22 protein-coding genes and 1 pseudogene are annotated in these 23,428 nt (G+C 68.4%); 11 read left to right on the top strand and 12 right to left on the bottom strand.

All coding sequences use genetic code 11. From position 1 onward, the window contains the following. Nucleotides 1-14 precede the first annotated feature (14 nt). Both AC3B6C_RS16200 and glpD read right to left on the bottom strand, forming a co-directional pair. Complete coding sequence (locus AC3B6C_RS16200; protein WP_488373451.1) at nt 15-437, bottom strand: pyridoxamine 5'-phosphate oxidase family protein; 423 nt, start codon at nt 435-437, stop codon at nt 15-17. Nucleotides 438-521: 84 nt separating this feature from the next. Further along, nucleotides 522-2,264, bottom strand: a complete 1,743-nt coding sequence (gene glpD / locus AC3B6C_RS16195) for a glycerol-3-phosphate dehydrogenase (protein ID WP_488373449.1) — start codon at nt 2,262-2,264, stop codon at nt 522-524. 76 nt (nt 2,265-2,340) lie between these two features. Here glpD and glpK point away from each other — a divergent pair, with 76 nt between their 5' ends. After that, nucleotides 2,341-3,828 carry a glycerol kinase GlpK gene (gene glpK, locus AC3B6C_RS16190; RefSeq protein ID WP_488376285.1) on the top strand — a complete coding sequence of 496 codons (1,488 nt, stop codon included), beginning with the start codon at nt 2,341-2,343 and terminating at the stop codon, nt 3,826-3,828. 31 nt (nt 3,829-3,859) lie between these two features. On the opposite strand, the gene AC3B6C_RS16185 is transcribed toward glpK, so the two are convergent. From AC3B6C_RS16185 to AC3B6C_RS16175, 3 genes are all read right to left on the bottom strand, one after another. Next, a complete protein-coding gene (locus AC3B6C_RS16185) occupies nt 3,860-4,300 on the bottom strand; it encodes a hypothetical protein (RefSeq protein WP_010841927.1) in 441 nt (146 codons plus the stop codon). Nucleotides 4,301-4,334: 34 nt separating this feature from the next. Further along, entirely contained in the window at nt 4,335-5,759 is a 1,425-nt protein-coding gene (locus AC3B6C_RS16180; RefSeq protein ID WP_488373448.1) for a hypothetical protein, read from the bottom strand. A gap of 109 nt (nt 5,760-5,868) precedes the next feature. After that, nucleotides 5,869-7,272, bottom strand: a complete 1,404-nt coding sequence (locus tag AC3B6C_RS16175) for an NAD(P)H-quinone dehydrogenase (RefSeq protein WP_010841925.1) — start codon at nt 7,270-7,272, stop codon at nt 5,869-5,871. A gap of 369 nt (nt 7,273-7,641) precedes the next feature. Between AC3B6C_RS16175 and AC3B6C_RS16170 the strand changes: the two genes are divergently transcribed. Then, nucleotides 7,642-8,121 (top strand): gamma-glutamylcyclotransferase family protein, encoded by a 480-nt coding sequence (locus AC3B6C_RS16170; protein ID WP_010841924.1) that lies wholly within the window; start codon nt 7,642-7,644, stop codon nt 8,119-8,121. A gap of 29 nt (nt 8,122-8,150) precedes the next feature. Here the strand turns inward: AC3B6C_RS16170 and AC3B6C_RS16165 are convergent, their stop codons facing one another. After that, nucleotides 8,151-9,350, bottom strand: coding sequence for an amidohydrolase (locus AC3B6C_RS16165; protein ID WP_010841923.1), 1,200 nt, complete (start codon nt 9,348-9,350; stop codon nt 8,151-8,153). Next, the gene (locus AC3B6C_RS16160; protein WP_488373447.1) at nt 9,350-10,048 is read right to left on the bottom strand and encodes an enoyl-CoA hydratase/isomerase family protein; all 699 of its coding nucleotides are present in this window, start codon (nt 10,046-10,048) and stop codon (nt 9,350-9,352) included. The genes AC3B6C_RS16165 and AC3B6C_RS16160 overlap by 1 nt, the downstream gene beginning before the upstream one ends. 102 nt (nt 10,049-10,150) lie before the next feature. Between AC3B6C_RS16160 and AC3B6C_RS16155 the strand changes: the two genes are divergently transcribed. Next, complete coding sequence (locus AC3B6C_RS16155; protein ID WP_010841921.1) at nt 10,151-10,954, top strand: purine-nucleoside phosphorylase; 804 nt, start codon at nt 10,151-10,153, stop codon at nt 10,952-10,954. A 41-nt stretch (nt 10,955-10,995) separates the two neighbouring features. Continuing rightward, nucleotides 10,996-11,640, top strand: a complete 645-nt coding sequence (locus tag AC3B6C_RS16150; RefSeq protein ID WP_488373446.1) for a hypothetical protein — start codon at nt 10,996-10,998, stop codon at nt 11,638-11,640. Nucleotides 11,641-11,796: 156 nt separating this feature from the next. Here the strand turns inward: AC3B6C_RS16150 and AC3B6C_RS16145 are convergent. Together AC3B6C_RS16145 and upp are read right to left on the bottom strand one after the other, a co-directional pair. After that, a pseudogene (locus tag AC3B6C_RS16145) lies at nt 11,797-13,056 on the bottom strand (HNH endonuclease). Nucleotides 13,057-13,323: 267 nt separating this feature from the next. Then, on the bottom strand, nt 13,324-13,953 hold the full coding sequence (gene upp / locus AC3B6C_RS16140; RefSeq protein ID WP_044507825.1) for a uracil phosphoribosyltransferase: 630 nt from the start codon (nt 13,951-13,953) through the stop codon (nt 13,324-13,326). 187 nt (nt 13,954-14,140) lie between these two features. On the opposite strand from upp, the gene AC3B6C_RS16135 reads away from it, so the two are divergent. From AC3B6C_RS16135 to AC3B6C_RS16125, 3 genes are all read left to right on the top strand, one after another. Continuing rightward, nucleotides 14,141-14,449: a type VII secretion target gene (locus tag AC3B6C_RS16135; protein ID WP_488376282.1), complete on the top strand. Its 309-nt coding sequence runs from the start codon at nt 14,141-14,143 to the stop codon at nt 14,447-14,449. Then, nucleotides 14,446-15,402 carry a C40 family peptidase gene (locus AC3B6C_RS16130; RefSeq protein WP_488373445.1) on the top strand — a complete coding sequence of 319 codons (957 nt, stop codon included), beginning with the start codon at nt 14,446-14,448 and terminating at the stop codon, nt 15,400-15,402. The genes AC3B6C_RS16135 and AC3B6C_RS16130 overlap by 4 nt, the downstream gene beginning before the upstream one ends. Nucleotides 15,403-15,527: 125 nt before the next feature. Continuing rightward, entirely contained in the window at nt 15,528-16,820 is a 1,293-nt protein-coding gene (locus tag AC3B6C_RS16125; protein ID WP_488373444.1) for a primosomal protein, read from the top strand. A gap of 45 nt (nt 16,821-16,865) precedes the next feature. On the opposite strand, the gene AC3B6C_RS16120 is transcribed toward AC3B6C_RS16125, so the two are convergent. The 3 genes from AC3B6C_RS16120 to AC3B6C_RS16110 are packed head-to-tail and all read right to left on the bottom strand — an operon-like array spanning nt 16,866 to nt 19,731. Then, complete coding sequence (locus AC3B6C_RS16120) at nt 16,866-17,996, bottom strand: adenosine deaminase (RefSeq protein WP_010841915.1); 1,131 nt, start codon at nt 17,994-17,996, stop codon at nt 16,866-16,868. After that, nucleotides 17,993-19,330 carry a thymidine phosphorylase gene (locus AC3B6C_RS16115; RefSeq protein WP_488373443.1) on the bottom strand — a complete coding sequence of 446 codons (1,338 nt, stop codon included), beginning with the start codon at nt 19,328-19,330 and terminating at the stop codon, nt 17,993-17,995. The genes AC3B6C_RS16120 and AC3B6C_RS16115 overlap by 4 nt, the downstream gene beginning before the upstream one ends. After that, entirely contained in the window at nt 19,327-19,731 is a 405-nt protein-coding gene (locus tag AC3B6C_RS16110) for a cytidine deaminase (protein ID WP_035717124.1), read from the bottom strand. Before AC3B6C_RS16110 ends, AC3B6C_RS16115 begins: the two co-directional genes overlap by 4 nt. A gap of 224 nt (nt 19,732-19,955) precedes the next feature. Between AC3B6C_RS16110 and sdhC the strand changes: the two genes are divergently transcribed. From sdhC to AC3B6C_RS16090, 4 genes are read left to right on the top strand one after another with little or no spacing between them, the layout of a single operon-like run. Continuing rightward, nucleotides 19,956-20,360 (top strand): succinate dehydrogenase, cytochrome b556 subunit, encoded by a 405-nt coding sequence (gene sdhC / locus AC3B6C_RS16105; protein WP_014926226.1) that lies wholly within the window; start codon nt 19,956-19,958, stop codon nt 20,358-20,360. Nucleotides 20,361-20,372: 12 nt separating this feature from the next. Beyond that, nucleotides 20,373-20,828: a succinate dehydrogenase hydrophobic membrane anchor subunit gene (locus tag AC3B6C_RS16100; RefSeq protein ID WP_004021682.1), complete on the top strand. Its 456-nt coding sequence runs from the start codon at nt 20,373-20,375 to the stop codon at nt 20,826-20,828. 14 nt (nt 20,829-20,842) lie between these two features. Continuing rightward, nucleotides 20,843-22,597, top strand: coding sequence for a succinate dehydrogenase flavoprotein subunit (gene sdhA / locus AC3B6C_RS16095; protein WP_014926225.1), 1,755 nt, complete (start codon nt 20,843-20,845; stop codon nt 22,595-22,597). Beyond that, on the top strand, nt 22,597-23,385 hold the full coding sequence (locus AC3B6C_RS16090; protein WP_004021684.1) for a succinate dehydrogenase iron-sulfur subunit: 789 nt from the start codon (nt 22,597-22,599) through the stop codon (nt 23,383-23,385). Before sdhA ends, AC3B6C_RS16090 begins: the two co-directional genes overlap by 1 nt. Nucleotides 23,386-23,428 lie beyond the last annotated feature (43 nt).

Raw genomic sequence — 23,428 nt, 5'->3', positions numbered from 1 at the left:
TCGACGTCCGCGGTCTACACCGGGTAACGCTCGGGCTCGGGCCCGAACTCGAAGCGGCGTGCGGTGATCGAGTCCACCGTGATCTCCACGTAGTTGTACTTCATCGTCGCGATCCACGGCCGCAACGGCAGCTGGTCGGCGGCCTCGATCTCCTGCAGGGACACCAGGATGCGCGCCGTCCCCTTGGCGACGACGCTCCACCCGTCACTGTCGGTGTACCCGTCGGCCTCGAACGCCACCCGCGAATTCACCGCCAGCTCCGACAATTTCGTGCCTTCACCGGTCCGCAGCAGGACGCGGTCCGGCGTCGCTTGGAAATTGACCGGGAAGATGTCGGGCTGACCGTCGACGCTCAACGCGATCCGGCCGAGCTCGGCGGCTCCCAACAGATCCCAGGCCTCGTCGGTGGTGAGCACCCGAACCGCTTCGTCGACCATGACCGTCTCCTTCTCCCCCACCCCGATCGTGCTCCACGAACGGGCGGCGGGACAGAGGCCAACGTCCCGACTCGGCCCCCACCGTCACCGCGGAACGGGCACCGGCTCCAGGATCTCGGCCCGGGCCTCGGGCGCCGCGGCGCGCAAGGCGTCGGCGGAGTCGTCGTCGGGTTGCTGTTGCGAGGCCACCTCGGCTTCGACACGCGCGATGTAGGTCACCACCTCGAAGTCACGCTGCTCGGTGGTCCACCCGAGCAGCGGCGCGAGCAGGTCGGCGACCTCGTCGGCGCAGTCGACCCCGCGATGGGAGTACTCGATCGCGATGCGGGTCCGCCGGGCGAGAACGTCCTCCAGATGTAGCGCCGCCTCGTCGACCGCCGCGTAGACCACCTCCACACGCAGATACTGCGGCGCCGCGGCGAGCGGCTGCAGCAGGCTCTTGTCCCCGTCGGCGTAGTAGAGCACGTCGTCGATCAGCGACCCATAGCGGTTGAGAAGACGCCGAATCCGGTACGGGTGCAACCCGAATCGGCGCCCGAGGTGCTCACACTGATTGATGAGCGCGAAGTAGCCGTCCGCACCGAGCAGCGGGACGCGTTCGGTGATCGACGGCGCGACGCGGGTGGGGATGAAGTCGTCGCACGCATCGACGGCATCGGCGGCCATCACCCGGTAGGTGGTGTACTTCCCGCCTGCGATCGACACGAGTCCGGGCGCGACGGTCGCGACCGCGTGCTCGCGGGACAGCTTCGAGGTCTCGTCGTCCTCGCCGGCGAGCAACGGCCGGAGGCCGGCGTAGACGCCTTCGATGTCGTCGTGGGTGAGCTTGGTGACCAGGACCTCGTTGACGCGTTCGAGGATGTAGTCGATGTCGGCGCGGGTGGCGGCCGGATGCGCGAGGTCGAGGTTCCAGTCGGTGTCGGTGGTACCGATGATCCAGTGCGTCTCCCAGGGGATGACGAACAGCACCGAGTTGGCGGTGCGCAGGATGATCGCCGTCTCGCTGACGATGCGGTCGCGCGGCACCACGATGTGCACACCCTTGGACGCCCGGACCTTGAAGTGCCCGCGCTGCTTGGACAGCGCCTGTACCTCGTCGGTCCACACCCCCGCGGCGTTGATCACGCAGTGCGCGCGGATCTCCGTGACGTCGCCGTTCTCGGTGTCGCGCACCCGGACTCCGAGCACCCGGTCGGATTCGCGCAGGAAGCCGGTCACCTGGGTCGAGGTCCGGATGACCGCACCGTAGTTGGCCGCCGTGCGGGCCACCGTGAGGCTGTGCCGAGCATCGTCGACGACCGTGTCGTAGTAACGGATTCCGCCGATCAGCGAGCTGCGCTTGAGGGCCGGCGCCGCGCGCAATGCGCCCGACCGGGTGACGTGACGTTGTCCGGGAACGGACTTGGCGCCGCCCATCCGGTCGTAGAGGAAGATGCCGGCTCCGACGTACGGCCGCTCCCAGACACGTTGCGTGAGCGGATACAGGAACGGCAGCGGCTTCACCAGGTGCGGCGCGAGGAACCGCAGCGACAACTCACGTTCGCGCAGAGCCTCACGGACGAGCCCGAATTCGAGCTGTTCGAGATAACGGAGCCCACCGTGGAACATCTTCGACGACCTGCTCGAGGTACCCGAGGCGATGTCACGCGCCTCCACGAGCGCCACCCGCAGGCCGCGGGTGGCCGCGTCGAGTGCGGCGCCGACGCCCACCACGCCTCCGCCGATGACCACGACGTCGAACTGCTCCTCCCCGAACCTCCGCCACGCCTCGGCGCGGTAGAGGGGCCCCATGTCGGCCGGCCGGTCCGGGTTGAACTCGGTGTTCATGGTTGCCGAGCCTAATTGATCTCGGCGGGTCCGACAGGGTGCGACACTGTCCGGCGTGGGTAGGTCAGGCAAATACGTGGCGGCGATCGACCAGGGCACCACCTCGACCCGGGCGATGATCTTCGACCACAAAGGGCACGTCGTCGGCGTCGAACAGCTCGAGCACAAACAGATCTTCCCGCGCGCGGGCTGGGTGGAGCACGATGCCGCCGAGATCTGGCGCAACACGCGCCGGGTCGGGGCCGCTGCCCTCGCATCGGCCGAGCTGACCGCCAAGGACATCGTCGCGTGCGGCCTCACCAACCAGCGCGAGACCACCGTGATCTGGGAGCGCGACACCGGCAAGCCGGTGCACAACGCCATCGTCTGGCAGGACACGCGGACCGACGACCTGTGCACCGAACTCGCCGGCGACGTCGGCATGGACCGCTATCGCGATCGCACCGGCCTGCCGCTGTCGACCTACTTCGCCGGCCCGAAGGCCCGGTGGCTCCTCGATTCCGTCGACGGGCTCCGCGAGCGCGCCGAGAACGGGGAATTGTGTTTCGGCACAATGGATTCCTGGATTGCATGGAACATGACCGGCGGCGTGGACGGTGGCCGGCACGTCACAGACGTCACCAATGCCTCACGCACGATGCTCATGGATCTGCGGACCCAGCAGTGGGACCCCGAGATCTGCGCCGAGATGGGCATCCCGATGGCCATGCTGCCCGAGATCAAGAGTTCCTCAGGCGATTTCGGCGCCCTCCGCGGCAACGGCCCCCTCCCCGGCGTACCGCTGTCGGGCATCCTCGGAGACCAGCAGGCCGCGACATTCGGCCAGGCCTGCCTGGAACCCGGCGAGGCGAAGAACACCTATGGCACCGGGAACTTCCTGCTCCTCAACACCGGCACCGAGCCGGTCTTCAGCGAGCACGGGCTGCTCACCACCGTCTGCTACCGGATCGGCGACCAGCCCGCGCGATACGCACTCGAGGGTTCGATCGCGGTGACCGGTTCGCTCATCCAATGGCTGCGCGACAATCTCGGCCTGATCTCGCAGGCGTCCGACGTCGAAGGACTGGCCGCCGGGGTCGACGACAACGGTGGTGCCTACTTCGTGCCGGCGTTCTCCGGACTCTTCGCACCGCGCTGGCGGCCCGACGCCCGCGGCGTCATCGTGGGTCTCACCCGTTTCGTCGACAAAGGTCACATCGCGCGGGCAGCGTTGGAGGCCAGCGCTTTTCAGACCCGGGAGGTCATCGAGGCGATGCAGGCCGACTCCGGGGTGGAACTGTCGACACTCAAGGTCGACGGCGGGATGGTCGTCAACGAACTGCTCATGCAGTTCCAGGCCGACATCCTGGATGTCCCGGTCGTGCGCCCGGTCGTCAACGAGACGACCGCGCTCGGGGCGGCCTACGCGGCCGGCCTGGCGGTGGGCTTCTGGGAGAGCGAGGACGAGATCCGCGCCAACTGGGCCGAGGACAAGCGGTGGGAGCCGGGAATGGACGCAGCCGAACGCGACCGCCTCTACGCGGGGTGGAACCGGGCGGTCGAGCACAGCTTCGGCCTGACCTGAACCGGCGCGAACCGCGGCCGACGGCCGCGCCTCACACCACGTGGTCGGCGAGGACGGCGACCACACCGGCACTTCCGCCGAGTGCCGCGGCGGCCTCGTAGGCCGATTCGCGGAGCGCGTCGCGTGGGGACTCACCGGTGGTCGACGGCGACATCGCGGCCACGGCGCAGTCGACGGCACGGGCACGGCGGAAGCTGTCGCGCTGTGCGGCGACGTCGCCGCGACGCTGGTGCGCGAATGCGTCGAAGTCGTGCTGGGCGGCGACGAGCCGGAGTCGTGCGACGCCGGCCGTCGTCGCACCGCCCTGCCGGCGCCAGTGACCGATCACCTCCCGGATCTCGGGTGTCGACACCGCCGTCACGTCCATAACGGTGGCGACGATCAGGTGCAGACACGCGGTGAGGTCCTCGTCGGGCACCGCATCGACGAGTCGGGCGACGCCGCCGGGCAACCGGTCGACCCGCCTCAGCACGACCCCACCCGTCGCGAATGGGGGTTCTCGACGATCACGCCGGCTCCGGTTTCGACGGGACCGGCCCCTCCGCGGACGTTCGGTCGTCGCCCGAAAGCGGTTGCGCTGCAGTGCCGTTGTCGCGCGCGGGATCGGTGTCGCCGGGCGGGGCGGACCGCGGGGACGAGGTCTCCCGGGGATCGGCCGCCGGAGGATCGGCGGCTGCCGGGAACGCCTGCCGAATCCAGTCGCCGATGACGGGCGGACCGACGAGCGGCATGTCGCCGACGATCTCCGCACCGTGTTCCCGGTTGTGGAGGTACGGAGCGGCCCGGTGACGGTCGTCTTCGGCTCCGGGACGCCTGCCACCGCCCGGTACGCCGGCGGGCGGCATCCCCGCCGGGCGCTGGGCGACCGGCCCGGCCGGGGACGCCGGTGTCGGGGTGCCGGCAGTCGGGGTCGCCGGCGTCGGAGTGGCCGGCAGGGCAGACAGCGGTGGAGCAATCGCCCCGGGCGACAGGAAGGCGGGGACGGCCGTCGAGGCCGGGACATCTGCTCCGGCTCCGGCACCACTCCCCGACGCTCCGGCGCGGGACCCGGACTCCGCGGTGCCGTCGGCGCCCGCGGCGTGCGATCCCGGTGTCGCCGCACCCCGGGTCGTCGACTCTGGTGTGGCCCGGCCTCCGCGCAGCAGGCCGTCGGACCCGTCGGTGCTGCCGCGGCCCGAGGGACCCGAGGGCGGACCTCCCGACCCCGACGGCGTCGACGACGGACCCGGGCCGCCGCCACCCGGAGGCGGGCCGACGGCGCCGACCGGTGCCGCCGCGCCGGACGGTGCGGGGCGGCCGAAGTCGCCGGCATCGACGGTGTTACCCGCCTGACCCCGCGCGGCGTCGGACCCGGTGCCCCCGGTTCCGGGGCCACCACCCGTTGCCGCGCCCGGGAGGCCTGCGGTGACTCCGTTGGCGCCGGTCGGGTCGTGCGGGAGGGAGTGCTGCAGTCCGATCATCGGTGACGAGTAGGCACCCGTCATGGTGCGATCGGCCTCATGCCGCACCGAAGTCGCGTCCTCGGGATTGTCTCGGATGTGCTGCTGCAACTCGCGCAGCCGCCCCTCCTGACCGCGGGCCGACCCGAGGATTCCCGTCGCGCTCGTCAGCGCGTCACCGATCCGGCTCGCGGTGTCCGATGTCGCCGTCAGATCGGCGGACAGCGACCGGCCGGCTTCCAGTGCCGCGTCGGAGGCCACCCCGAGCATGCCGTCGCCGAACATCGCCTGCATCCGTTCGGCTGCCCGCCGGACGGACTCGATCGCTTTCAGGATCGTCTCGACGTCACCGCGCGCGCGTCCCGGTTCCATGGTGCTCAGGACATCGAGGATCTCGTCGATGCTCATGCCCGCCCACTGTGTGCGGTCGCCGCCGAACATGCGGTCGTTGCGGCTGCCGTAGGTGTTGTAGGACTTCTCCGGCGAGGTCACGACACCCCCTTGGTCGCTGGCCGGGACGAACGAATTCGTCCGACCCTACCGTGGCATCGCCTGCCGCGGTGAACACCGGCACCGCCTGTGCACAGTGGCGGGCTCTGTCTCAGTCCAGGTCGTCGTGGCGGACCAGCTGGCGCGCCGCCTCGGTGATCGACCCGGTCAGGGACGGGTACACCGAGAAGGTCTGGGCGAGGTCGCCGACGGTGAGCTTGTTCTGCACCGCGAGGGCGATGGGCAGGATCAGCTCGGAGGCGTTCGGTGCCACCACGACTCCGCCGATGACCACGCCCGTGGCCGGCCGGCAGAAAATCTTCACGAAGCCGCGGCGCAGACCGCTCATCTTGGCGCGCGGGTTGGTGGCCAGGGGCAACATCACGGTGCGGGCCGGGTACTCACCGGTGTCGATCGCGTTCTGCGACACCCCCACCGTCGCGATCTCCGGACGGGTGAAGATCGCTGAGGCAACGGTTTTCAGCTTGATCGGGCTCACTCCCTCGCCGAGCGCGTGATACATGGCGATGCGGCCCTGCATGGCCGCGACCGATGCCAGCGGGAACAGCCCGGTGCAGTCGCCGGCCGCATAGATACCGGCGACCGACGTACGCGACACCCGGTCGACCTCGATGTATCCACCCTTGCCGACGGTCACGCCGGCGCGATCGAGGCCCAGGTCCGTGGTGTTCGGGACCGAACCGACGGTCATCAGCACGTGACTGCCGGTGACGGTCGAGCCGTCGGCCAGATGCGCGGTGACCGAGTCACCGTGGCGCTCGACCTTGTCGGCACGGGCGTGTTTCACCAGCTCGACGCCGCGCTCGGCCAGCGCGTCCTCGAGCACCAGCGCGGCGTCCTCGTCCTCGTGCGGGAGCACACGGTCGCGGCTCGACACCAGCGTCACCTTGACGCCCAGTTCGGTATAGGCGTGGACGAACTCGGCGCCGGTGACGCCGGAACCGATGACGATGAGGTGTTCGGGGAGTTGCTCGAGGTCGTAGAGCTGACGCCAGGTGAGGATGCGCTCGCCGTCGGGGCGGGCGTCGGGCAGGACGCGGGGCGAGGCGCCCGTCGCCAGCAACACCACGTCGCCGTCGTAGCGTTCGGTGGTTCCGTCGGCGAGGGTCGCGACGACGCTGTGGGTCGACACGCCTACCTGCCGCTCGTCGAGCATCGCGCTACCGGCGACGAGTTTGACGCCTTCGCTGATCAGCCGGGAGCGGATGTCCGCGGACTGGGCGAATGCCAGATCGCGGACCCGTTGGTGAATCTGTGGGAGCGTGACCGACGTGTCGTCGGTCTTGATGTTGATACCCAGGTCGACAGCGCGCCGGACCTCGGTGCGGATGCCGGTGGACGCGATGAAGGTCTTGGACGGCACGCAGTCCCACAACACACAGGCACCGCCGATCCCGTCCGAATCGATCACCGTGATGTCGGCGCCGTAGGCGGCCGCCGCGAGCGCCGCCTCGTAACCCGCAGGTCCACCGCCGATGATGACGATCCTGGTCACTGTCACTCCTGTTCCCATGCCGGTTCGTCGCGGCGTCCTTCGTGGGGATGCTGCGCCCGGCTGCGTGTTGTAGCTGAACGAACTGCTCGCTGCTGGATTTCTCGGGTCGGACCGGCTGATGTCCGACGGGTCGGTGGAGGTCGCGGGGGTGATGCAACCTCGGTCGGGCGAGAGAGTCGACCCCGTTCGCGCCGCCTACCAAACTAGTCGTGCGCGGGTGACGTTGTGAACGTGGTCGCACACCGGCGCCGACGGCGTGCCGTACATCACTCGGAGCGCGGCTCGGCTCCCGTGCGGCCCGGGTCACACCCGAGCGACGGGCGTCGGTGTCGCCTTCCGGACTCGGCGACGACCATCTAGGCTCCATCCGTGCCCATCTATGCCGCCTACGGATCCAACATGCATCCCGACCAGATGGCCGAGCGCGCTCCGCACTCGCCGATGTCGGGCACCGGATGGCTTCGTGGCTGGCGTCTGACCTTCGGTGGCGGCGACATCGGCTGGGAGGGGTCACTGGCCACGGTCACCGAGGACCGCGACGACCCCGACGCCCGGGTGTTCGTGGTGCTGTACGACGTCACCACCGAGGACGAGGACCTCCTCGACCGGTGGGAGGGTTCCGAACTCGGCATCCACCGCAAGATCCGGGCTCGCGTCGACACCGCGGACGGCCCGGTCCTCGCCTGGCTGTATGTCCTCGACGCCTTCGAGGGCGGGCTCCCGTCGGCGCGCTACCTCGGGGTCATGGCCGAGGCGGCCGAGATCGCGGGTGCACCCGCGGAGTACGTGCAGGACCTGCGGTTGCGCGAGTCGCGGAACGTCGGGCCCGGACCGGGTCCCGCGGAATAGCCGACGCCACCCCGGCGAGCCTCGGCTCGCTAGCCTGCGGCGCTCGTCGCGTTCAGCACGATCCCGGCGAGTGCGCGGACGCCGATCGCGAGGGCACGTTCGTCGAGATCGAAGTTCGGCGCGTGCAGGTCGACCTGCGGCCCGAATCCGTCCCACACGCCCAGGCGGGCCATCGCCCCCGGCACGTGTTCGAGATACCAGGAGAAGTCCTCACCACCGGGCGACTGCGGTGTGTCCGCGACGGCGTTGGGTCCGATCGCGGCGACCGATCGCTCGAACATCGCGACCGCGATCTCGTCGTTGACGACCGGCGGTACCCCGCGGAAGTACGAGAGGTCATAGCGGACGCCGAGCGGTGCGAGCAGTTCGCCGACGACGCTGCGGACGAGCGGTTCGAGCTCGGCCCAGGTGGCGTGGTCGCCGGTGCGGACCGTCCCGCGCATGCGCCCTTCCTGCGGGATCGCGTTGGCTGCGCTGCCGGCGTTGGCGGCACCCCACACCATCACGGTCCCCGACCGCGGGTCGACGCGTCGTGACAGCACCCCGGGCAATCCGGTGATCACGGTGCCCATCGCGTAGATCAGGTCTCCGGTCAGATGCGGCCGCGACGTGTGCCCGCCGGCGGAGTGCAGTTGCAGGTCGATGTGGTCGGCCGCGGAGGTCAGGGGGCCGGACCGCAGACCAACCGTGCCGACCGGCAGGCGCGGATCGCAGTGCAGCGCGAAGATGCGCCCGAGACCGCTGGTCACCCCGGCGTCGATGGCGTCGAGGGCACCGCCGGGCATGACCTCTTCGGCGGCCTGAAAGATGAGCCGGACGCCGACGGGCAACGGCTCGGCCGCGGCGAGGAGTTTGGCGACGCCGATCAGGATGGCCGTGTGCGCGTCGTGCCCGCACGAATGCGATGCCCCCTCCACCGCCGAGGTGAACGGCAGGCCGGTGTGTTCGGTGACGGGCAGGGCATCCATGTCCGCTCGCAGCGCGATCCGGGGCTCACCGACGGGCCCCAGATCGCACACCACGCCGGTGCCCAACGGGAGTCGGCGCGGGTCGAGTCCGGCGGCGGTCAGTTCGCTCATCACCAGCTCGGTGGTGCGTACCTCCTGCCGGGACAGCTCGGGGTGCGCGTGGATCTCGCGCCGCCACGCGATGAGATCGGTGCCGTGCTCGGCGAGCCATGCGTCGATCGGATCGTCCGCCGCAGCGAAGCCCGCTCCCACGGCCGACATCAGAAGACCCCGGGCGGTGTCGGACGCGCGAGATCGTCGAGCAGCGGTGCGCGCAGTCCGCGTTTGATGAGTGCGAGGTTCGGACCGACGGTCGCGGCCCGAGAGCCGGCGAGCTCGGCTGCCCGTGCCGTGAGGTGCTCGGCGTCGACGGCCTCGTCCACGATCCCCGCGCCGACCGCGTCGTCGGCGCCGTATCGCCGACTCGTGTACATCGCCTCGGTCGCGGTGCGATCGGTCAGGCGGGTGCGCAGCAACGTGGCCATCCCCCGGGTGAAGGGCATGGTGAGGGCGGCCTCGGGCAGCGACCAGAATCCGCGTTCGGTGCGCATCAGCACGTGGTCGGTGCACAACGCGAGCATGGCGCCGGCACCGAAAGCGTGTCCGTTGATCGCGCTGACCGTGGGCACCGGCAGCGTGAGCACCTTCGCATACAGGGCATGGACGCGGTCGAGATACCCGGGCAGCTGATCGGGGGCGGCGAAGATGTGGTCGGTGTCCAGTCCGTTCGAGAAGAACTTCCCGGTGGCGGTGATCACCAGCGGACGTGACGGGGCGGCCACGATCTCGTCCAGCAGCCGGTCCACCTCGTCCAACCATTCCACCCGGAAGCGGTTCTCCGGATTGGACTCGCTGATCTCCTCCCCGTGCGTTCCGAGATGGAGTTCGACGACGTCCCCGGCATCGTTCAGAAATGGCATGTCCCGACCTTATCGCCCCCGGTCTCGTCGCCGCCGACCCGATCGGTCGGCGCGCTGCGTTCGTACGGCCGTCCGGCCTGGGGAACGGTTTAGGGTTGGCGCATGGACCCCACCGCCGACGCAGACGCCGCAGCCATCGTCGCCGCGGCCACGATCGCCGCCGAGACCGATGCCGCTGCACACGATGTGGCCGTCATCCTGGGGTCGGGGTGGTCGCCCGCGGCCGAGGCCTTCGGGCGACCGATCCGCTCGTTGCCGATGGCCGAGATCCCCGGGTTCACTCCGCCCAAGGCCGCCGGCCACGGCGGTGTCGTCCACTCCGTGCGGATCGGTGATCGGCGGGTCCTGTTGATGCTGGGCCGCATTCACGCCTACGAGGGGCACGACCTCGCCCGCGTGGTCCACCCGGTCCGCACCGCGGCGGCGGCCGGTGTCCACACCGTCGTGCTCACCAACGCGGCCGGCGGACTGCGCGCGGACATGTCGGTCGGACAACCCGTCCTCATCTCCGATCACCTGAACCTCACGGCCCGCTCCCCTCTTGTCGGCGCTCAGTTCGTCGACCTGGTCGACGCGTATTCACCGCGGCTGCGTGACATCGCGAGCGGAATCGACGCGGGTCTCGCCGAGGGTGTGTACGCCGGATTGCCCGGCCCGCACTACGAGACACCCGCCGAGATCCGGATGCTGCGGACGATGGGCGCCGACCTGGTCGGTATGTCGACCGTGCACGAGACCATCGCCGCCCGAGCCGCCGGCCTCGACGTGCTCGGGATCTCGCTGGTCACCAACCTCGCAGCCGGAATGACCGGCGAACACCTGAGCCACGCCGAGGTTCTCGAAGTGGGACGCGCGTCGGCGGCCCGGATGGGCGAACTGCTGGCACAGATCATCGGCGAGCTGTAGGACCGCACCGACTTCCGGCCGGGCCGAACCGAAGGAGCGACATGAGCTATCCACCGAGCGGTGGCGGCTACCCGCAGGGCGGTTACCCATCGGGCCCGGTGCCACCCGGACCGCCTCGATCACCGTGGTCGTCGCCCGCTGTGCTGGTGGCGATCGGCGCGGGAGTGCTCCTGGTGGTCGTGGGCGTGCTCGCGGCGCTGTTGCTGATCCCCACCGACGACGAGTCCGCGGACCGCGACACCGCTGATGGCGGACAACCGTCGGCATCGACCTTCACGAGCACCGTCACCCGATCGGCCGAGACGACCACCACCACGACGACTCCCACCACGACAACGCCGACACCCGACCGTCCCACCCCCACCGTCGCGGGCGCGGACTGGCAGGGGTTCACCACCGGCCCACGCTGCAACGCCGCGGGCGACCCCGCCGTCGTCGTGGGACAGACCTCACGATCGCGCGTCGTCATCTGCCAGGTCGGCACCCAGACGGGCCGGTGGTACTACAAGGGCCTCGCACCCGAGGGCGGAATCGAGTTGCAGTTCCCGACCCGCACCGGCGACACCTTCGAGGCGCGCAACGGCGCAGTTCGTTACCTCATCTCGCCGACGAGCCTCACCATCGTCGAAGGCGGCACCGTGCTCACCGAGGAACCCATGCTGGCCTACTGGTCGCTGCCCGGCTGAGCTTCCGAGACCGACTGGCCTCTCAGGTCAGAGCTGTCGCGCCCTGCTGACGCAAAGATCTTCTCTGCGCTCTGTAGAAACACTGTGGAGTTGTCAAGGGACGGTTGCGGTCCCGAGGGGGCTCGGGTGCGGAAGGTGCTACGCGAAAGTGTGGGGTCAGGCGGCGTCGTCGAGTCGCATGGTGCGCCGGTTGTAAGCCGGCAACGGACGGCGCCGTGGGTCGACGGTGGCAGGCGGCACGAGCCAGGGGTGTCGGTCGTAGCCGAGAATGATGTCCCAGCCGTGGTGGTGGACTTGGGTGTGGCAGCGTTGGCAGAGCAGGCAGCCGTTGTCGAGGTCGGTGGGGCCGCCGTCAGCCCAATGCCGCACATGGTGAACCTGGGTATGCAACGGCGGCGCACCGCATTTGACGCAGCAGGAGTCTCGGACGATCACGGCTTTGCGCAAGTGTGCCGGGAACAGTCGGTTAGTGCGCCCCATCTGTAGTGGTACCCCCTCATCGTTGAGGACGACCTCGGCGAGAGATCCGTCGCAGGACAGCCGTTTCGCGGTGGCCTGACTGACCGACCCTGTCCACGGCAGGGTTGCCGGGTCGGCGCCGGTGGCGGGGATGGTCAGCATCAGTTGCGTGCGGGGACTGCCGATGCTGTCGATTCTCGCGCCGAGAGCAGCCTGGTCAAGCATCAACTCGAACGCGTCCGCGCGGCGTTGCTCGGCGGTGCGTCGGTCGTCGGTGCCGTCGGGTTCGGGTCGTGGGCAGGAACGTTCGTCGATCATCTCCAGGAACTTCTCGCCGACGACCTGGGTGAGGTCGGCGCGAATGTCGATGCGGCCGTCGTCGGTGGTGTGGACGTTGACTGTGTTGAGGGATGCGTCGTCCGCGGCGGGGATGCCGCAGTCGACTGCTTCGGCCAGTGTGTTGGCGATCGTGCGGGCGTGTTCAAGCACCTGTGCCGGTGTCGCCCCGGAGAGTGCTTGGCTGAGGAGTTCGGTCTCGTACTCGGAGCGCTCGTCGTCGGAAATGGCTGTCGCCGAGCGTTTGTCGATGTGATTCACTCCTCGAACGACGGCGTCGACGACTTCCGACGACAGGCGTCCGTCGGCGGCGTGACGTGCCAGGGTGGGCAGCGTGGGCAGGCCGTCGGCGCTGCATGATGCGTGAGGCCATAGCTGGCGCGTGTCCCATCTCGATCAAGAGCTGTCGGGTGGTGCCACCTGCCTTGTGTGCGACTTCGAGTTCGTCGAGTTGTGCTGTGTGGGTTGTGATCTGGTGTTCGACGGTGTTGCGGATCAACCGGATCACGTTCAGTGCGTCGAATGTCGCTGTGCCCGTGGGGTCCTCGGCGGGCGGGGTGGTCTCGATGAGCTGATCGAGGAGGCTGGTGAGCTCTGGCATGGGCCCAAGTACATGAACATTCGTTCGATTTCGAGGAGTTTCCACGAGCCCGGAATCGCGAAATATTCGACTGTGCAGGCGATTTCGTCGACTGAGCGTCGATTTTCGTCGACTGTGCGTAAACCGTTGACAGTGGTGAACTTCAGTCACACCAGTTTCGAATTTTGACCCAGCAGCGGCGACCCGTCGTTGACTCTGCAACGCCCGCCTCGCCTCCCCGAGCACCGCGTGAAGCCGCCGACGCAGCCCACGCCCCTGCCGAACTCGGCGCACATCTCGAACCGCAACTACGAGTAACGCGGACCGAACTGCCGGTCGCCCGCGTCACCGAGCCCCGGCACGATGTAGTTGACCTCGTTGAGGCCGTCGTCGACCGCGGCCACCACGAGACGGCACGGATGTCCCGACTTCTCGAGCGCGGCAACACCTTCAGGAGCCGCCACGACGCAGACCGCGGTGATGTCGGTGGCGTTGCGGGCGACCAGGAGTTCGATCGTGTGAAGCATCGAACCGCCGGTGGCGAGCATCGGATCGAGGACGAACACCGGCCGCCCCGCCAGATCCTCCGGCAGCGACTCGAGATAGGGCACCGGCTGCGCGGTCTCCTCGTCACGTGCGAGACCCACGAAACCGACATGCGCCTCGGGGACCATCGCGTGGGCCTGCTCGACCATGCCGAGCCCCGCACGCAGCACCGGCACCAGGAGAGGCGGGGACGCCAGCCTCGACCCCGTGTGCGACGTCATCGGCGTGTTGATCGCGACATCGGCGCGCGGCGCATCGGCGAGCGCCTCGTAGATCAGCATCTGAGTGAGGTCGGACAGCGCCGCCCGGAATCCGGCGTTGTCGGTGGTCTCGTCACGCATCGTGGTCAGACGCGCGGCCGCGAGGGGATGGTCGACGATCAGGGACTCCATGCCCATCACCCTATTTCCTCGGTGACGATCGCGTGCCTCTTGGGCGTGGCCGGCCCCGCCCGATCTCTCGCGCGTCCGAAACTCGATGGAACCCAACTCGGCCGCGCCGCGTCAGAATCCCATGAGCCCGTCCTCCCCGCACCCTGATCCTGCCCCCGCCCGTCCAGGCCTCGCGGCCGGCAACCGGCTGTCCGTCGATTCGACTGCGTTGCACGATTTCTCCGATACACATCGCACGAACGCCCGGATGCTCGACAGTGACGCCGGGGTCGACGACACCGCGATGATCGACCTCGCCATCACCTTCGGACTGATCGGAATCGAGTTCCTCGCCGCCGTCGTCGAGTTCCTCGAGCTTCATCGCCGGAATGTCGCTGCCGCCGCGGCACGCGAGGAACGCGTCGGACTGACCACGAGTTCGGCTGCGACCTCCTACGCCGACTGTGACTGCGCGGCCGCCGACGGGATCACGGCACAAGGCGGGCTGACGCTGTGATCCCCGTCGAGCTCCTCATCGAACCGTTGCGTCAGCTGGTGGCCGCGCTGGGCACCGGCGTCCTGGCACCGGGCAACCCCGCCGAACGGGTCCGGGCCGACGCCTCCACCGTCGAGGAGGTGCGCCGCCGATCGATGTCGGCCACCGAATCCGTCCACACCCGATGGGACGGGGCGGGGTCGGCCGGCGCCGATGCCGCGACCGCGGCGATCCGGCAGCAGCTCGCCGAGGTCACCGGGTGCGCCACCGAGTTCGGCCGGCTCGTCGAAGACGCGAGTCGCACCGTCCACGCCGCGGCGACCGGGCTGACCGGACTCGTGGACTCCATGGAGCGTCATGTGCGCGGCCTCGCCGGTGGACTGGCCACTCCGGCAGGACTTCTCGCGATCCTGCCGATCGCCGTCGAGCACCTAAGCCGGGGTGTGGAGATCGTGACCCGCGCCCGAGCCGAGCTCGGCTCGGACACCGAGGCGATGACCGGCCTCGCCCGGCGAACGGCGCCCGCCGAGGTCACCGGTGTCGCGAGCGGCCTCGAGCAGCTGTCGACGGCGCCCACCCCCGGCGGCATCCCGATCACTCTGCCCGACGGTTCGGTCGCCTACGCACCGAATCAACGGGCGGCCACGGCGGTGCGGGCCGCGCTGAGTCAGCGCGGCGTCCCTTATGTATGGGGCGGCACCACTCCGGACGGATTCGATTGCAGCGGCTTCACCCAGTGGGCCTACCGCCAGGCCGGACTCGAGCTGCCCCGACTCGCGCAGGAGCAGGACACCGCCGGAGTCCCGGTCTCGCAGGCGCACCTCCAGCCGGGGGACCTCGCGGTGTGGTCCGGTCACGTCGCCATGTACATCGGTAACGGTCAGATGGTCGAAGCCGGTGACCCGGTGGGCGTCTCGCCGGTACGGACCTCGAACCTCGACCAGGCGTTCGAGGGCTTCTTCCGTCCACGCTGAGAGCCGGGTGACGCTCGATCCACCAAGCCGGTGCGATGAGTTCATCGAAATGTCGTCGGCGCACCATCGACCGTCTGTGGGGGCACTACTGGATTCGCCGCCGACAATCGCTAGGCTGTGTCCCCATGGCCGGAGACATCGTCCCGATTGAGCTCGGACTCACCGACGGAAACAGCTTCACCCTGTGGGCACCCCGCTGGCGTGAGGGCGATGACGAGTGGGAGGCCTTCCTCGGACTGGACGAGGATCTGTATGTCCTGCCCGGCGTCGCCGAGCTCGCCGCGTTCATCCGTACCAACGAGGACAACGACCTCGTCGAACATCCCGCGTGGTCGACGGTGGTCGGACTGCAGGCCGAAGAACTGGTTCCCGACGAGCGTCACAGCTACGACCTCGTGGGCGTGCCCGAGCTCGCCGCCGAGGACCCGACCCCGGAGGTCATCGCCGAACTCGAGGACGCACTCGAGATCGTCCGCATCCTCGGCGAGGTCTGCGAACTGACGCCGGTCACCAAGTTCTTCAACGGCAACCCGATCCTGGGCGCCGTCACCACGGGCACCCGCAACTTCGACGGCCGCGAGGGCACCGACCTCTGGGTACGCATCGGCCGGCTGATCGCCAAGCACTGGGACGACGTGCTCGACGCCATCGACGGGGTCATCAGCACGCCGAAGGTCGACGCCAAGGCCGTCGAGACCGCGGAGGCCGAGCTGGAGGCCGCCGCATCCGCAGAGGACGAGGACGAGCCCACCGACGACGACATCGAGATCGTCGGTGCCACCGACACCGACGACGAGCCCGCGGAGTCCGACGACGACCTCGAGGACGACGACGAGGACGAACAGGCTGACGACGACTACGACGACGACGATTTCTGGGCGTCGGTCGGCATCGACCCGGTCAAGATCGTCACGAGCGCGAACGAATACCTGACACTCCGGTGCTACCTCGGCGACGATCCGGTCTTCCTCGGCAGCAAGGGCAAGATCTTCGTGTTCACCTCGGCGCGCGCACTGTCGCGGTTCCTCGCCGACGACAACACGCACGACCTCGCCGAGCTGTCCACGTTCGACGAGGTCCGCACCGAGGCCACCAACGGCTCCCTGGAATTCGACGTCATCGACGACAACGTCTACGTGCTGCCGGGACTCGCCGACGACATCGCCGACGGTCCGCGTCGCATGGATCGTGACCAGCTCGACCTCGCCGTCGAACTGTTCACCGACGCGGCCGACTATGCCGGCGACGACACGGTCACCGAAGCCCTCGGCACCACCACCCCGCTGGGATGGTTCGTGGACTACACGGTCAACCCCGACCCCAAGCGCATGGCGCCGAGCGGCCCGTTCGACAACGAGGCCGAGGCGTGGCGCGCACTCGAGCACGACTTCGAGGCCCGCCTGACCAAGAAGGGCTGACGGGCCGGTCCGCTCCCGTTGCCACGCCGGCCACGACGGTGCTGCTCAGCCGAGCAGCACCGCGTAGCCGGGCTTGATGACGTCGTCGATGAACGCCAACCGCTCGTCGAAGTGGATGAACGCCGATTTCATCGCGTTCACGGTGAACCGTTCGAAATCTGCCCAGCCGTATCCGAACTGATCGGCGAGCAGACCGAACTCCTTGCTCATCGTGGTGTCGGACATGAGCCGGTTGTCGGTGTTGACGGTGACGCGGAATCGCAACCGTGCCAGCACGTTGAACGGATGCTCGGCGAGTGAACCGACCGCGCCGGTCTGGACATTCGAACTCGGGCACAGTTCCAGCGGAATCCGCTTGTCCCGCACGACGTTCGCCACCTGTCCCAGCTTCGCGCCGGCGAACGACCCTGCCGCGAGGTCGACCCCGGCGGGGAGTTCGATGTCGTCGAAGACGCGGACGCCGTGGCCCAGTCGGTCCGTCCCGCAGAAACCGATGGCTTCGTGGATCGACGGAAGGCCGAACGCCTCGCCCGCATGGATCGTGAACGGTGCGCAATTGGCTCGCATGTACTCGAACGCATCGAGGTGACGGGTCGGCGGATGCCCGGCCTCGGCACCGGCGATGTCGAAGCCCACGACGCCCCGCTCGCGGTAGCGGACCGCCAGTTCGGCGATCTCGCGCGACCGGGCGGCATGGCGCATCGCGGTGACCAGACAACGCACGGTGATGCTCCGGCCCTGCTCCGCCGCGACGGCCTCCCCCTCGGCGAACCCCCGCAACACGGCCTCGACGACCTCACCGAGCTCCAGGCCACCTTCGAGATGCTGCTCGGGCGCGTAACGGACCTCGGCGTAGACGACACCGTCAGCGGCGAGATCCTCCACGCACTCCCGCGCCACGCGTTGCAGAGCGCCGGCGGTCTGCATCACCGCGACCGTGTGGGAGAAGGTCTCGAGGTAGCGCTCGAGCGAGCCGCTGTCGGCCGCCCGGCGGAACCACTGCCCCAGTGTCTCGGCGTCGTCGATCTGCCTGCCGTTCTCGTCCGACGGCAGGTCCTCGTAACCCACCTCGTGGGCCAGTTCGAGGACCGTCGCAGGCCGGAGTCCGCCGTCGAGGTGGTCGTGCAGCAGCACCTTCGGGGCGAGGGAGATGTTCGCCGGGGTCAGCGTCGTCATGGAGTGAACCTAACGCGGTCGATGATCAGTGGTCGGGTGCCCGCGCCGACCGCGTGTCCAGGGGCGTCGGGTTCGACCGTCGCCGCCCCGGCCAGACACGAGCGCGCGCCGGCGATCCGGCCCTCATCCTGCGTGTGCAGGGTGAACAACGGTTGACCGGCCCGCACACGATCCCCCGGTTTCGCATGGATGATCACTCCGGCCTCGGCCGCGACCGCCTCCCCCGGTTTCGATCTGCCACCCCCGAGTCGCCATGCGGCGTCGCCCACCGCGCGCGCATCCATCTGGGTGACGACACCGTCACGCGCCGCGGTCACGGTGTCGTGATGGCGCGCCTGCGGTAGCGGCGCGTCCGGGTCGCCGCCCTGCGCGGCGATCATCGCCCGCCAGGTGTCCATCGCCCGGCCGTCGGCGAGGTGGGTTGCCGGATCGGCGTCGACGAGCCCCGCGGCGTCGAGCATCTCCCGGGCCAGGGCCAGGGTGAGCTCGACGACGTCGGCGGGCCCACCGCCCGCGAGGACCTCCACCGACTCGGCCACCTCGACGGCATTGCCGACCGCGAGTCCGAGCGGTGTGCCCATGTCGGTGATCACGGCACGGGTGTCGACACCGGCGTCGTGACCGAGTTCGACCATCGTCGACGCGAGTTCGCGCGCGTCGCTCTCCTCGGGCAGGAAGGCACCCGAACCGGTCTTGACATCGAGGACCAGCGCACCGGTCCCCTCGGCGATCTTCTTGCTCATGATCGACGAGGCCAGCAGCGGAATGGATTCGACCGTTCCGGTGACGTCGCGCAGTGCGTAGAGCTTGCGGTCGGCCGGCGCCAGGTCGGCACCCGCGGCGCAGATGACCGCGCCGACGCGTTCGAGTTGGTCGAGCATCTCGGCCGTGCTCACCTCGGCCCGCCATCCCGGAATGGACTCCAGCTTGTCCAACGTCCCGCCGGTGTGACCGAGCCCCCGGCCGGACAGCTGCGGCACAGCGACACCGAAGGATGCGACCAGCGGTGTGAGCGGGAGGGTGATCTTGTCACCGACGCCGCCGGTCGAGTGCTTGTCGACGGTCGCGAGCGTCTTCCCGTTCCGCCGCAGACCGGACAGATCCATCCGCCGCCCGCTGTCGATCATCGCGTGCGTCCAGGACGCGATCTCCCGGCGATCCATACCGCGCAGGTACACCGCCATCAGCAGTGCCGACATCTGTTCCGGCGCCACCTCGCCACGGGTGTAACCGTCGACCATCCACGCGATCTGCGCGTCGCTGAGTTCGTGTCCGCCGCGCTTGGTGGCGATGACCGACACCGCGTGGATGATCTCGCGGTCCTCGACCGTCATGAGCGGACCGCGTCGAGATCGTCGGGTCCGAAGGCGTCCGGGAGCAGATCCGCGAGCGGCCGGGGACCCTGCGGATGGTCGACGAGGAGCCCGCGCCCGCCGTGTTCGAGGAGCACCTGCCGGCACCGGCCGCACGGCATCAGCACCGCCCCGCGCGAGTCGCAGACGCTGACCGCCCGCAGAGCCCGGTCGCCGCCGTTCACCAGGGCCGCGACCAGCGCCACCTCGGCGCAGATACCCAGCCCATATGAGACATTTTCCACATTGCAACCAGCGATGACACGCCCCTCGGCGGTGATCCCGGCAGCCCCCACCGGGTACTGCGAGTATGGCGCGTAGGCGCGTTCGATCATTGATTTGGCCTTGTCCCGCAACGTATTCCACTCGATTTCAGCAACCACGTGAATCTCCTGTCGCACGGCGTCACCGGCCGTTCATCTGGATTTCATCACCGCAAAGCTTGGGTAAGGCAAACCTAAGTCGTAATGTCTTGTCGCTCAGATCGGTTCGGGCAATTTACCACCGGAATGGGCATGGGTTTAGAGTCTCTTCCTATGGGTCCATGGTCGAGTCGGAGCATGCCGATTCGACGCGTCCATCGACGATGTTGGAGGCCACTTTCCCGATGAGCACCTCGACCGAAGTCGCACCCGACCCGGTGCGCAGACGATCTCTTTATCGCGGCGATCCCGGCATGTGGTCGTGGGTCCTGCACCGCATCACCGGCGTCACGATCTTCTTCTTCCTGTTCGTACACGTGCTGGACACCGCGGTCATCCGCGTCGACCCGAATCAGTACGACGCGATCATCGAGACCTACAAGACGCCGATCATCGGCCTCATGGAGATCGCCCTGGTCGCCTGCGTCCTGTTCCACGCCTTCAACGGTGTGCGCCTGATCCTCGTGGACTTCTGGTCCAAGGGACCCAAGTACCAGCGGCAGATGCTGTGGGTGGCCATGACCCTGTTCGTCATCGCCTTCGGGGCCGGCACGGTCCGCCTGCTGCAGATCCTGTTCAGCCACCTGTAGGAGACACCAGAGATGACCACCTCGGAAGCCACCGGTGTCGCCAAGACCCTCGGCACGCAACACGACCGTCCCGCGAGCCTGGACAACCCGCGCTCGCCCCGCAAGCCCAAGGGCGGCAACTTCGAGAAGAACGCATGGCTGTTCATGCGGTTCTCGGGTCTGCTGCTCGTCGTCCTGACGATCGGCCACATGTTCATCATGCTGGCCTGGGACGGCGGCGTGCACCGCATCGACGCCTCGTTCGTCGCCGCACGCTGGAGCTCGCCCTTCTGGCAGATCTGGGACCTCACCATGCTGTGGCTGGCCCAGCTGCACGGCGGCAACGGTGTGCGCACCGTCATCGCCGACTACTCCCGCAAGGACTCGACCCGTTTCTGGCTGAACGTGCTGCTCGCCGTGTCGATGATCCTCGTCCTCACGATGGGCACCTACGCCCTCCTGACCTTCGACGTCAACAGCGTCGGCTAGAGGAGACCTAGAACATGCAGGAACATCGCTACGACGTCGTCATCGTGGGCGCCGGCGGCGCAGGAATGCGCGCGGCGATCGAAGCCGCACCTCGTGCCCGCACCGCGGTACTGACCAAGCTCTACCCGACCCGCAGCCACACCGGCGCGGCCCAGGGTGGCATGTGTGCGGCACTCGCCAACGTCGAGGAAGACAACTGGGAGTGGCACACCTTCGACACGGTCAAGGGTGGTGACTACCTCGCCGATCAGGACGCCGTCGAGATCATGGCCAAGGAGGCCATCGACGCGGTGCTCGATCTGGAGAAGATGGGCCTGCCCTTCAACCGGACCCCCGAGGGCAAGATCGACCAGCGGCGTTTCGGCGGTCACACCCGCGACCACGGCAAGTCCCCGGTCCGGCGTGCCTGCTACGCAGCCGACCGCACCGGTCACATGATCCTGCAGACGCTGTACCAGAACTGCGTCAAGCACGACGTCGAGTTCTTCAACGAGTTCTACGCCCTCGACATCTGCCTCACCGAGAACGAGAAGGGCGAGCAGGTCGCCACCGGCGTCGTCGCCTACGAACTCGCGACCGGCGAGATCCACGTGTTCCACGCCAAGTCGATCGTCTTCGCCACCGGCGGCTCGGGCCGCATGTACAAGACGACGTCGAATGCGCACACGCTGACCGGTGACGGCATGGGCATCATCTTCCGAAAGGGCCTCCCCCTCGAGGACATGGAGTTCCACCAGTTCCACCCGACGGGTCTGGCCGGCCTCGGCATCCTCATCTCGGAGGCGGTCCGCGGCGAGGGCGGCATCCTGCGCAATGCCGACGGTGAGCGCTTCATGGAGCGCTACGCCCCCACCATCAAGGACCTCGCGCCGCGCGACATCGTCGCCCGGTCGATGGTGCTCGAGGTGCTCGAGGGTCGCGGCGCCGGGCCGAACAAGGACTACGTCTACATCGACGTGACCCACCTCGGCGAGGACGTCCTCAACGAGAAGCTCCCCGACATCACCGAGTTCGCCCGCACCTACCTCGGCGTCGACCCGGTCACCGAGTACGTGCCGGTGTTCCCGACCTGCCACTACGTCATGGGCGGCATCCCGACGAACATCAACGGCCAGGTGCTGCGCAACAACGACGAGGTCGTCCACGGCCTGTACGCCGCCGGTGAGTGCGCGTGCGTGTCGGTCCACGGAGCCAACCGCCTGGGCACCAACTCACTGCTCGACATCAACGTCTTCGGACGCCGGGCGGGCATCGCCGCGGCGGACTACGCGAACTCGGCCGAGTTCGCCGAACTCCCCGAGACGCCCACCGAGATGGTCGATTCGTGGCTCGAACTGCTGCTCAGCGACCACGGCCACGAACGCGTCGCCGACATCCGCACCGAGCTGCAGGCCTCGATGGACGCCAACGCCTCGGTGTTCCGCACCGAGGAGACCCTCAAACAGGCGCTGACCGACATCCACCGGTTCAAGGAGCGCTACGCGCACATCCGGGTCCACGACAAGGGCAAGCGCTTCAACAGCGATCTCCTGGAGGCCATCGAACTCGGCTTCCTGCTGGAGATGGCCGAGGTGACGGTGGCCGGAGCCCTGAACCGCAAGGAGTCCCGCGGCGGTCACGCACGCGAGGACTACCCGGATCGTGACGACGTCAACTACAAGCGGCACACCATGGCCTACAAAAAGGGCACCGATCTCCTGTCGGACATCGAGTTGGACTACAAGCCGGTCGTGGAAACCCGCTACGAGCCGATGGAGCGTAAGTACTGATGACATCTGTTCTGGACAAGCCCGCGCCGTCCTCCGACGAGCCGCCGTTGCCACCGGTGCCCGACGAGGCCACCATGGTGACGCTCAAGATCTTCCGTTTCAACCCGGAGAACCCCGACGCCCAGGGCTTCGAGAGCTTCCGCGTCCCGGCGCTGCCGACGGACCGTCTGCTCAACCTGCTCCTGTATGTGAAGGGCTACCTCGACGGGACACTCACGTTCCGTCGTAGTTGCGCCCACGGTGTGTGCGGGTCGGACGCGATGCGGATCAACGGCGTCAACCGTCTCGCCTGCAAGCTCCTGATGAAGGACATGCTCCCCAAGGACAAGTCCAAGGAGATCACCATCACCATCGAGCCGATCCGCGGCCTGCCGGTGGAGAAGGATCTCGTCGTCGACATGGAGCCGTTCTTCGACGCGTTCCGCGCGATCAAGCCGTTCCTGATCACCTCGGGCAACGAGCCGACCCGCGAGCGCATCCAGAGCCAGGCCGACCGAGCTCGCTTCGACGACACCACCAAGTGCATCCTGTGCGCCTGCTGTACGACGAGCTGTCCCGTGTTCTGGACCGAGGGTTCGTACTTCGGTCCGGCCGCGATCGTCAACGCGCATCGGTTCATCTTCGACAGCCGCGACGAGGGCGCCGTCGAGCGTCTCGACATCCTCAACGACGTCGACGGTGTGTGGCGCTGCCGCACGACCTTCAACTGCACCGACGCCTGCCCGCGCGGCATTCAGGTCACCCAGGCGATCTCGGAGGTCAAACGCGCGCTGATGTTCTCGCGCTGACCCAATCGAACTTCTCTCTGCAGCCCGTCGACGGCCCGCACCC

It is taken from the genome of Gordonia sp. 11cp, from assembly GCF_057767225.1.
Note: the sequence above shows the minus strand (reverse complement) of the source record. Positions and strands in the feature narration are given on the sequence as shown.

Coding starts and splice junctions, on each gene's coding strand:
- sdhC (WP_014926226.1), top strand. CDS start 19,956: ATGAGCACCTCGACCGAAGTCGCACCCGACCCGGTGCGCAGACGATCT.
- AC3B6C_RS16125 (WP_488373444.1), top strand. CDS start 15,528: ATGGCCGGAGACATCGTCCCGATTGAGCTCGGACTCACCGACGGAAAC.
- AC3B6C_RS16115 (WP_488373443.1), bottom strand. CDS start 19,330: ATGACGGTCGAGGACCGCGAGATCATCCACGCGGTGTCGGTCATCGCC.
- glpD (WP_488373449.1), bottom strand. CDS start 2,264: ATGAACACCGAGTTCAACCCGGACCGGCCGGCCGACATGGGGCCCCTC.
- AC3B6C_RS16090 (WP_004021684.1), top strand. CDS start 22,597: ATGACATCTGTTCTGGACAAGCCCGCGCCGTCCTCCGACGAGCCGCCG.
- AC3B6C_RS16160 (WP_488373447.1), bottom strand. CDS start 10,048: ATGCCATTTCTGAACGATGCCGGGGACGTCGTCGAACTCCATCTCGGA.
- AC3B6C_RS16100 (WP_004021682.1), top strand. CDS start 20,373: ATGACCACCTCGGAAGCCACCGGTGTCGCCAAGACCCTCGGCACGCAA.
- upp (WP_044507825.1), bottom strand. CDS start 13,953: ATGGAGTCCCTGATCGTCGACCATCCCCTCGCGGCCGCGCGTCTGACC.
- sdhA (WP_014926225.1), top strand. CDS start 20,843: ATGCAGGAACATCGCTACGACGTCGTCATCGTGGGCGCCGGCGGCGCA.
- AC3B6C_RS16120 (WP_010841915.1), bottom strand. CDS start 17,996: ATGACGACGCTGACCCCGGCGAACATCTCCCTCGCCCCGAAGGTGCTG.
- AC3B6C_RS16165 (WP_010841923.1), bottom strand. CDS start 9,350: ATGTCGGCCGTGGGAGCGGGCTTCGCTGCGGCGGACGATCCGATCGAC.
- AC3B6C_RS16200 (WP_488373451.1), bottom strand. CDS start 437: ATGGTCGACGAAGCGGTTCGGGTGCTCACCACCGACGAGGCCTGGGAT.
- AC3B6C_RS16150 (WP_488373446.1), top strand. CDS start 10,996: ATGAGCTATCCACCGAGCGGTGGCGGCTACCCGCAGGGCGGTTACCCA.
- AC3B6C_RS16155 (WP_010841921.1), top strand. CDS start 10,151: ATGGACCCCACCGCCGACGCAGACGCCGCAGCCATCGTCGCCGCGGCC.